This window comes from Actinoplanes sp. NPDC026670, assembly GCF_040638175.1.
In the GTDB taxonomy this organism is placed as follows: domain Bacteria; phylum Actinomycetota; class Actinomycetes; order Mycobacteriales; family Micromonosporaceae; genus Actinoplanes.
On record NZ_JBEZXU010000135.1, the window covers coordinates 1 to 9,482 of the forward strand.

Consider the following 9,482-nt stretch of genomic DNA (forward strand, 5'->3'; position numbering starts at 1 on the left):
GCCGCGCCCCCCCCCACTATCCCCCCAGCCCCCCCGCCGCGCGCGCCCCCCCCCCCCCCCCCGCCGCGCCGGCGCCGGCGGGCCGCCGCCCCCCCGCCCCCCCGGGGGGCGGCGGCGACCGGCTCTACGTCTGCTCGTCGGCCGGCGGCGGCCTGCGCCTCGCCGTCATCGGCTACGAGCAGCTGGTCACCGCCGAGGCCGGCCACCGCGTCGGCCTCTCCGCCGGCGCGCAGGTCGTGCACGTCGCCGCCGGCCCGATGACCGGCCCGGACCTGACCCGGCTGCGCGCCGCCCGCCCGGACGTGCTGCTGCTCGCCGGCGGCACCGACGGCGGCGACGCCGAAACCCTTCTGCACAACGCGAGACGACTCGCCGCGGCCCGCATCCGCATTCCGGTGGTTCTGGCCGGCAACGCGGCGGTACGGGATGAGGCGCGCGACTTGATGACCGGACGCGGTGTCCCCGTCACCGCTACCGCGAACGTGTTGCCCCGCATCGGTGTCCTCGACCCGCTGCCGGCCCGCGCCGCGATCCGTGACGTGTTCCTGCGGCACGTCATCGGCGGCAAACGGCTGTCCAGGGGCCGCCGGTTCGCCCAGCTGGTCCGGGCCGCCACCCCCGACGCCGTGCTGGCCGGCGTGGAGGCCCTGGCCGACCTCACCGGCTACGGCATCCTCGTCGTCGACGTGGGCGGCGCCACCACCGACGTCTACTCGGCGCTCGTGCCCGACGCCGAGGCGGAGACCGGCCCGCGCCGGGACGTCGCCGGCACCCTGTGGCGGGCCCGGACCGTCGAGGGCGACCTCGGCGTGGCGATCGGCGCCGAAGGCACCCGAACGGCCGCGGTGGCCGAGAAACTGCCCGTCCCCGGCGGCGACCGGCAGCTCGCCGCGACCGCCGCGGTGATCGCGTTGCGCCGGCACGCCCGCGGCCGCCCCGGCCTACGTGACGTACGTCTCGTCATAGGTTCCGGCGGGGTCTTGCGCCACGGCGGTGGCGACGAAGTCCTCGCGGCCGTCCTGGCCGACGTGGGCGGCGGCTGGGCGCCACCCGAACGGGCTCGTTCCCTGGTCGACGAGCAGTACATATTGGCCGCTGCGGGGCTCCTCGCGGCCGAACATCCAGACGTCGCCGCCCGACTGCTGGGTAACTCGATCCGGTAGTCCGGATGACACGCCGATGAATGAGACACGCCGCGACACGGGGCGTCCGGTTGACAGACGGGCGGGGGAGGGACGTACCGTCTTCAGGTCCTGTTCCATGTTTCGTCGCCCACTGGCCGCAGTCCCCGCAGGGGTCGCGCGTTCTGCCAGGTCCAGGGGGCGCCGCGACACAGGCGGCACGAGTCGGGCCACGCACGGGTGGCCCTCCGGCGGCCGGGTTCATGGCCAGTAGACAACGGCACGACGCGGGCAGCCGGCACGCGGCGGGTCGGTCCGAAGGTCATGACGAGGTCACCGGATTTCGTTCGCCGTCCACCGGCATCTCCGCCGGGTTCTCAACAGGGGTGGAGCACCGGAGGGGCGTGGTCAAGTCGAGACTGCGCCCCTCAGTCGTACCTGCATATCGGCGGGTAGCCTGCCTGGCGTGGAAATGACACTGCCCCCTCCGGCGCTCACCGAGCCGGGCCCCGCGGCCGGTGTGCCGCCGCGCCCGCTGCGGTTGCCGGTGGCCGTGGCGCTGGCCGTCGCCTCCGGCGTGGCCCTGCTGCTGGCCCTGCCTCCGTACGACCTGTGGTGGCTCGCCCCGGTCGGGGTGGCGCTGCTCGCCGCGGCCGTGCACCGCAGGCGCCTGCGAGCCGGGTTCGGGCTCGGTTACCTGGCCGGGCTGGTGCTGTTCGTCCCCCTGCTGGAGTGGACCACCATCGGCGCCGGCTGGCTTCCGTGGATCATCCTCAGCGTCGCGCAGGCCGCCTATCTCGGCCTGGCCGGGCTGGCCGGGGCGTGGACGTCGCCGCTGGCCGACCGGTGGCGGGCCCTGTGGCCACTGCTCACCGGGCTGATCTGGGCCGGGCAGGAGTTCCTGCGCGACCGCACCCCCTTCGGCGGCTTCCCGTGGGGACGGCTCGCGTTCACCCAGGGCGACGCCCCCACGCTGCGCCTGGCCGCGTACGGCGGCGCGCCCCTGGTCACCTTCGTGGTCGCCATCGCCGGCGGCGCCCTGCTCGCCCTGGCCTGGCGGCGCTCCGGGGTCCTGGCCGCGGCCGGGTTCGCCGTCCTCACCGCCGTCCTGCTCGCCGGGCCGGCCGCCCTGCCGCTGGCCACCATCGGCGGACCCACCACCACGGTGGCCATCGTGCAGGGCAACGTGCCGCGTCTCGGCCTCGACTTCAACGCCCAGCGGCGGGCCGTGCTCGACAACCACGTCAACGCCACCATCGCACTGGCCGCCGACGTCGCCGCCGGCAAACAGAAGCAGCCGGGCCTGGTGGTCTGGCCGGAGAACTCCAGCGACATCGACCCGCTGCGCAACGACGACGCGGCCGCGCTCATCCAGTCCGCCGCCGACACGATCAAGGCGCCCATCCTGGTCGGCACCCTGCAGCGCACCGACACCCCCGGTGACATCTACAACGTGGGCATCCTGTGGCGTCCCGGCGGCGCCGGCCCCGACCTCGACCAGCAGTACGAGAAACGCCACCCGGTGCCGTTCGCCGAGTACATGCCGATGCGCTCGATCGCCCGCCTGGTCACCGACAAGGTCGAACTGGTCCGCAACATGCTCGGCGGCGACCACCCGGGCGTCATCGACACCGGCGCGGCGGTCGTCGGCGACGTGATCTGCTTCGAGGTCGCCTACGACGGCATCGTCCGCGACACCGTCGACGGCGGCGCGCAGATCCTCACCGTGCAGACCAACAACGCCACGTTCAACGAGGCCGAAGCCCTGCAACAGCTGGCCATGGTACGGCTGCGTGCCGTCGAGCACGGCCGGGAGGCACTGATGGTCTCCACCGTCGGAGTGTCCGGTTTCGTGGATGGCGAGGGTTCGGTCCACGGTTCGACCGGTTTCAACACCGGTGCGGTGGTGGTCCGTGACATGAATCTTGACGGACCGCGTACGCTGGCGACTCGTCTGGGCCACTGGCCCGAGGTGCTGATCGTCTTTGGTACGGTCTGCGCCCTCATCGGTGTGCTGCCCCTGCGCCGCCGTAAGACGAGAATCGACAGTGACGACGTGACAGTTTCGGAGGAACGGTGAGCGAGGCCGAAGGCTACCCGGGAGTGGGACGGGTCCTCGTGATCATCCCCACGTACAACGAGGCGGACAATGTCCGGCTGATCACCGAACGGGTGCGCAAGGCGACGCCGGCCGTGGACATCCTGATCGCCGACGACAACTCCCCGGACGGCACCGGCGCGATCGCCGACGAGCTGGCGCAGGCCGACGATCACATCTTCGTGCTGCACCGGGCCGGCAAGGAGGGCCTCGGCGCCGCCTACAAGGCCGGTTTCGCGTGGGGCAAGGACAAGGGCTACGACGCGGTCGTCGAGATGGACGCCGACGGCTCGCACGCCCCCGAGGAGCTGCCCCACCTGCTGGACGCGCTCAAGGACCACGACGTGGTCCTGGGCACCCGCTACATCCCCGGCGGCAGTGTCCACAACTGGCCGATGCGGCGCCTGCTGCTGTCGCGTGGCGGCAACATCTACATCCGGATGGCGCTCGGCATGCCCTTCAAGGACGCCACCGGCGGCTACCGGGCGTACCGGATCGCCGTCCTCGACAAGATCGACGTCGGGACGATCGCGTCCACCGGCTACTCGTTCCAGGTCGAGATGGCCTGGCGGTCCTACCGGCAGGGCTTCCGGATGAAGGAGGTGCCGATCACGTTCACCGAGCGCGAAATCGGTGTCTCCAAGATGAGCGGCAACATCTTCAAGGAACAGCTGCTGAGGGTCACCGTGTGGGGTGTGCAGGCCCGCAAGGAGAGCCTGAGCAACCTGGTCAGCCGCAAGCCTCGTTAAGGAAACACTCAGCTTCGAGGTGTCATGCTTGAGCGAGCCCGTCGTGAGGCGGGCTCGCGTGGCACCCTCCGGAGGATCCGATGCGCCGAAGCCGACTGGCCTATCTGCCCCTAGTGTTTCCGCTGCTCGCCTTCGCTGAGTTCCTGGCTTTCGTGTCGGTGGCGCACGCCATCGGTTTCCTCTGGGCGGCGCTTCTGCTCGCCGCCTCCAGCGCCGCCGGCGTGCTGCTGCTGCGCCGTGAGGGCATCCGCGGGTTCCGTGCCTTCCAGGAGGCCACCCGTGACGGCCGCCCGCCCGCCGCCGAGGTCACCAACTCGCTGATCGGCCTGGGCGGGGCGCTGCTGCTGGCCCTGCCCGGTTTCATCACCGGCGTCGCCGGCATCGTCCTGCTGCTGCCGCCGAGCCGTTTCCTGGCCCGCCGCGCCGTCGAGCGTCTCGCTTCCCGCCGGCTGGGCGGCGCCGCCACCGGCGACCTGTTCGGCCCCCGCCGGGTCCGGGTCCACCAGAGCGACCCGGTGACGGTCGTCGTGGTCGACGAGCAGCGCCCCACGCCGCCCACCGCGGCCATCGAGGGCGAGATCATCCGCTGACCCCGCCCAGGGTCCCGTTCGCACCGCACCCCACCACGACCGCCGAGCAGCGCGGTGCGGTCCGACCACGCGTGCCCAGCCCCGCCACCGCGTGTTGACGTGCGGTTCGTTTCGCGCCGGAAGTCACCACGCTGCTTCGGACAACGTGAAGAGCCGCCCCGTTTGCACGGGGCGGCCCTTCACGTTTCGGATTCTCAGCGACCGCGGCGGGTGCGAACCTCCTGCAGCCGCTCGTTGAGGATGTCCTCCAGCTCGGCGATCGAACGCCGCTCCAGAAGCATGTCCCAGTGGGTGCGCGGCGGCTTGGCCTTCTTCTGCTCCGGCTCGCTGCCGTCGACCAGTCGGGCGACGCTGCCGTCGAACTTGCACTCCCAGGTGGTGGGCACCTCGGCGTCGACGGCGAACGGCACCTCGAACTGGTGACCCTTGACGCACAGGTACTCGCGGGTCTGCCGGGGCGCCAGCTCAGTGTTACGGTCGGACTCGTAGCTGACTGCGCCTAGACGGCTGCCGCGCAGCATGCGTTCGCCCATGATCGGCTTTCCCCTCGCTCGTGGTGCTGCTCTCGTTGGTGTAACGAAAGGCGCGGCCGCTGGATTCCTCCGCCGGGATCCTCGCCGGCCGCCTAAGTTGTCTGTCGGCACCGCTGTATCGGCGGTGTTAACGCTATGAGCGTAACCGGCCACTCACCCCAGCCTGCAAACCGAACCGGTGTCCAAGCGGCCCTTGGTCCACTTTATGGGTCTTTGACGCTTGTTCGGGTGGTGCGATGTCGGTCACTCGATCAGATTCACTCGTAATTCACGGCACCTTCGGTCACCCACCGGTGCGCTCACCGTAGTGATCGGCTGACCCGGGACATGCTGAAGCCTTCCGAACACCTCCCTCCGCCCGCCGCCGAACGTGAGAATGTTCACCGCTTCTTCTCCTGGGAAGCCTCGACCCCGGCTTCCATCGATCAATACCCGCATCGGCGGCGCGCACACCCGCCGCCGGTCAGCTGTTGTCGGAAGCCGTGGGCTGGGCGGGCGCCGTGGACTGAGCCGGCGCCACCGGCTGGGCAGATGCCACCGGCTGAGCCGGTGCCATCGGCGGAGCGGACGCGATCGGCTGGGCGGGGGCGGCCGGACGGGCGGCGCCGAGAGCGGCCAGGGCCGCGGCCAGGTCGCTGACCTGGGATGTCAGCTGGGCCACCCGGTTCTGGGCGGCGTCGCCGTCGGCCCGGGCGAACGCGAGGCGGCGTTCGAGATCGGCCAGATCCCGCGCGGCACGCTCGGCGGTTCTTTCAAGATCCTCTGTGGTACGCCGAAGCGCGTCCCGTTCAGCGAGCGCCGCCGACAACGACTCCCGTGCGGCAGCCGCCTCCGCCTCGGCCCGGCGCGCCAGTTCGGCGGCGTCGTCCCGCTCACGTTCGGCGGCGGTGGCGCGCTGCCCCTCCCGGACGGCGTCGGCCGCCAGCCGCTCCGCCTGTTCCCGGGCGGCCGTCAGCTCCTCCTGCGTGCGGAGTTGCGCTGCTTCGGCCGTACCGCGGAAGTCTTTGGCATCCTGAATCGCGGTCCGCAGGTCGCGCTCGACGCTGTCGCGGGCACCCCGCACGTCCTGAAGCTCGCGCCGCGCCGTCTGCAGATCGTCGGCGGCGGCGTCGCGTTCCGCCTCGGCGCGCTCACGCAGCGCAGCAGCAGCGGTTGCCGTGCGCACTGCCTCGTCACGGGCTGTCGCAGCCTCCTGGGCGCGTTTCCCGGCTTCCTCGGCGGCGCGCTTGGCGTCCTCGGCCTGCTGGCGGGCCTCGTCCCGCTCGGCCGTGGCAGCACCCGCGATCTGCTGCGCCGCAGCGGCCGCAGTCGTCGCATGCTCGGCGTCACGGCGGGCATCGTCACGTTCCGCATGGGCCGCCGCGACCTGGCCCGACGTCTCCGCCCGCACCTCGGCGACCTGCCGCTCCACCCCGGCCGGCGACATCTCCGAATGCAGCGCCTCGGTCAGCGACCCGACAAGCTGATCAAGACGATCAACGACCTCCCAGGTACGGGCCACCTGCCCCGCCAGCCCCGGCGACTGACGGTGCCGCATCCGCACGTTACGCGAGGCACGCTGACATTCCCCGTCATTGTCCCGGCAGTAGCGGAACGGCCGGCCAGCCGACGAACGCTGCGGAACCGGGCGGCCACAGTGGCCGCAGGGACGGGTCTCGGCTTCGGAATCCTGCACAGTCATAACGCCCCCAACCCTAGGCCGCCGTCCCCCAGTACTCCGGCAACCACACCGTCACCACCCACATGAACACCCTCCCACCACCACCGACGAGATCCGGCGCCCCGCCCGCCGCCGGCAACGCCTTCCCGCGGCCCGTCGCCCACGGGTCGTCGCCCGTCGCCCACGGGGCGTCACTCGTTGCCTGTCGTTCGTTGCTCGTTGCCCGTTGCCCGTTGCTCGTTGCTCGTTGCTCGTTGCTCGTTGCTCGTTGCTCGTTGCTCGTTGCTCGTTGCTCGTTGCTCGTGGCTCGTCGCTCGTGGCTCGTGGCTCGTGGCTCGTTGCCCGTTGCTCGTTGCTCGTTGCTCGTTGCTCGTTGCTCGTCGCTCGTCGCTCGCGGATCTTGCACGAGTTTTCACCCTCGCGCCGATCTTGCAGCCCTTTCCGGGTCCCGACGGGAAGAAAGCTGCAAGGTCTTCCCGGCGTAGTAGACCTTGCACGACAAACCACACTCAGACATGAAGAAGCGTGCAAGATCGCGACGAAGGTGGAGAACCGTGCAAGATCCAGGAGGCTGGCCGGGGCCGAATTCTCTTCGAATGGGACATTCCCGGCCGACCCGGCGTCTCAGTCGCATGCGTGAGCGGCGCGACAGCCCCGGAAGCTGGGCGGGGAAACGTCGCACGGCAGAGGCGTTGATCGCGGACACGGCGAAAGTCCTGAAGAGGTTTCTTCGGGCGGTCAATCGCCCAAAAAAGCGGCGGAGTGGCAACCCGGCGAAGGGTTGGTGGACACCAGAGCTTCCGGCCCGTTTTCCAAGCGCCGTGGGCTGGCCGGCTGTCGGACCGGATTCGGGTGCAGTGGAAACGGGTGGTGGGCTTACGGGGTGGAGGGCGGTGGTTCTAAGGTTTGCCGATGGATCGCACCGCGTTGGTCACCGGGGCTTCGTCCGGGATCGGTCTGGCTACGGCGGCGGCTCTGGCTGCCCGGGGGTTCCGGGTGTTCGGGACCAGCCGGGATCCGGAGCGGCTGAAGCCTGAGCAGCGGGCCGACGGTGTCGACTACCTGCCGCTCGACCTCGGCGACGACGCGTCGATCGACAGTCTCGCCGGGACGCTCGCGGGTGTCGACGTGCTGGTGAACAACGCGGGCGAGAGCCAGTCGGGGCCGATCGAGGAGCTTCCGGCGGATGCTCTGCGGCGGATCTTCCAGGTCAATGTGCTCGGGCCGGTTCGGGTGGCGCAGCTGGCGTTGCCGGGGATGCGGGAGCGCGGCTTCGGCCGGGTGGTCATGGTCGGGTCGATGCTGGCGTCGTTCCCGCTCGCCTACCGGTCGTCGTATGTGGCTTCGAAAGCGGCGATCAAGGGCTTCAGTAACGGGGCCCGGCAGGAGCTGACGCCGTTCGGGGTGTGGCTCACGACTGTGGAGCCGGGGTCGATCGCGACCGGGATCAGCGAACGCCGCACCAAGTACATCGGTGCGGACTCGCCGTACCGGGCCGACTTCGCCCGGATGCTCGCCGCCCTGGACCGCAACGAGCGCGCCGGGATCACCGCGGCACGCGTCGCCCAGACCATCGTCGCCGCGATCGAAGCGGACCGGCCGAAGGCCCGCTACGCGGTGGGCAGCAACGCCCCGGCCGTCTTCGCGCTGAAGCGACTGCTCCCCGGCTCGATCGTCGAGAAGATCGTGCACCGGCGGCACGACCTCAACCGCTGAACGCCAGTCCAGCAGGGGCGGCGAGTGGCGTGAGCCGCAAGGTCGGGCGAGTGGGGTATGAGCCGAAAAGGGCGGCGAGTGGCGTGAGCCCGAAAGGGCGGCGAGCGGCGTGAGCCGAAACGGCGGTTGGCGTGAGCCGTAAGGTGGCTGGCAATCCCCTGAAACCGTAGAGACTTTGATCTTGAGGTTTTTAGATCTTGATGGGTCGAGAAGAGTGGCGGCGTAGCCGCTCCGTCCTCTGGATCTTCATGCCGCTCGCTCGGCGCGGACCTGGGCCTCGTAGGCCGCCGGCGGCAGCCGGCCCGCGGTCGAGTGCCTCCTTTCATGGTTGTACTCGTGGATGAACGCGGCGACCGCGGTCCGGGCCTGGGCCCGGGTGGCGTAGCGGCCGGCGATGGCGAGCAGTTCGAACTCGAGGGTATAGTTGAACGACTCGGCGACCGCGTTATCGAGGGCCGAGCCGGTGCGGCCCATCGACTGGCGCACCTTCGCCCGGTCGCAGGCGGTGCGGAACAGGTTGCCGGTGTACTCCCCGCCCTGATCGGAATGGAAGATCACCCCGGCGACGTCACCGCCGCGGACCGCGATCGCGACCTGCAACGCGGCGGTGGCGAGGGCGGCGTCGTGATGCGCGCCCATGGCGAACCCGACCGCCCGGCGTGAGTGCAGGTCCAGGACGGTGGCGAGGTAGAACTTGCCCTGCTCGCAGGGGATCTCGGTGAGGTCGCCGACCCAGGCCACGTTCGGCGTCGCCGGCGGGCTGAAGTCGCGGTTGAGCAGGTCCGGTGCCTTGCGCGCGGACTTGTCCGGCACGGTCAGGTTCCGGCGGCGGCGTTTCGGCCGGGCGACCAGGTGCTGTTCGGCCATCGATCGTCGCGATCGTGTTCACACTGACCCGCCAGCCCATCGCGCGCAGATCATCGGTGATCCGCGGGGAGCCGTAACGGCCCTTGTGCCGGTGAAACAGTGCGATGACCAGCGTGGTCAGCGCCTGCCGGCGGGCCCGGCGCAGCGA

General features: G+C 70.8%; 6 protein-coding genes and 3 pseudogenes. 5 read left to right on the forward strand and 4 right to left on the reverse strand.

Annotated elements, in window-relative coordinates:
* Positions 1-125 precede the first annotated feature (125 nt).
* From AB0E94_RS51975 to AB0E94_RS51990, 4 genes and pseudogenes are all read left to right on the forward strand, one after another.
* A pseudogene (locus tag AB0E94_RS51975) lies at positions 126-1,163 on the forward strand (glutamate mutase L); the annotation flags it as partial.
* A gap of 430 nt (positions 1,164-1,593) precedes the next feature.
* Positions 1,594-3,201, forward strand: a complete 1,608-nt coding sequence (lnt, locus tag AB0E94_RS51980) for an apolipoprotein N-acyltransferase (RefSeq protein ID WP_360344154.1) — start codon at positions 1,594-1,596, stop codon at positions 3,199-3,201.
* Complete coding sequence (locus AB0E94_RS51985; protein ID WP_360344142.1) at positions 3,198-3,968, forward strand: polyprenol monophosphomannose synthase; 771 nt, start codon at positions 3,198-3,200, stop codon at positions 3,966-3,968. The genes lnt and AB0E94_RS51985 overlap by 4 nt, the downstream gene beginning before the upstream one ends.
* An 80-nt stretch (positions 3,969-4,048) precedes the next feature.
* Complete coding sequence (locus AB0E94_RS51990) at positions 4,049-4,558, forward strand: FxsA family protein (RefSeq protein WP_360344145.1); 510 nt, start codon at positions 4,049-4,051, stop codon at positions 4,556-4,558.
* Positions 4,559-4,752: 194 nt separating this feature from the next.
* Here AB0E94_RS51990 and AB0E94_RS51995 read toward each other — a convergent pair whose 3' ends face one another.
* Both AB0E94_RS51995 and AB0E94_RS52000 read right to left on the reverse strand, forming a co-directional pair.
* Positions 4,753-5,091 carry an RNA polymerase-binding protein RbpA gene (locus AB0E94_RS51995; protein ID WP_014689763.1) on the reverse strand — a complete coding sequence of 113 codons (339 nt, stop codon included), beginning with the start codon at positions 5,089-5,091 and terminating at the stop codon, positions 4,753-4,755.
* A 463-nt stretch (positions 5,092-5,554) separates the two neighbouring features.
* The gene (locus AB0E94_RS52000; RefSeq protein WP_360344148.1) at positions 5,555-6,772 is read right to left on the reverse strand and encodes a serine/threonine protein kinase; all 1,218 of its coding nucleotides are present in this window, start codon (positions 6,770-6,772) and stop codon (positions 5,555-5,557) included.
* 891 nt (positions 6,773-7,663) lie between these two features.
* Here AB0E94_RS52000 and AB0E94_RS52005 point away from each other — a divergent pair.
* Entirely contained in the window at positions 7,664-8,467 is an 804-nt protein-coding gene (locus tag AB0E94_RS52005; RefSeq protein WP_360344151.1) for an SDR family oxidoreductase, read from the forward strand.
* A 246-nt stretch (positions 8,468-8,713) separates the two neighbouring features.
* Here AB0E94_RS52005 and AB0E94_RS52010 read toward each other — a convergent pair.
* Both AB0E94_RS52010 and AB0E94_RS52015 read right to left on the reverse strand, forming a co-directional pair.
* Positions 8,714-9,337: pseudogene (locus AB0E94_RS52010) on the reverse strand (IS3 family transposase); the annotation flags it as partial.
* Between the two features lie 13 nt (positions 9,338-9,350).
* A pseudogene (locus AB0E94_RS52015) lies at positions 9,351-9,479 on the reverse strand (IS3 family transposase); the annotation flags it as partial.
* Positions 9,480-9,482 lie beyond the last annotated feature (3 nt).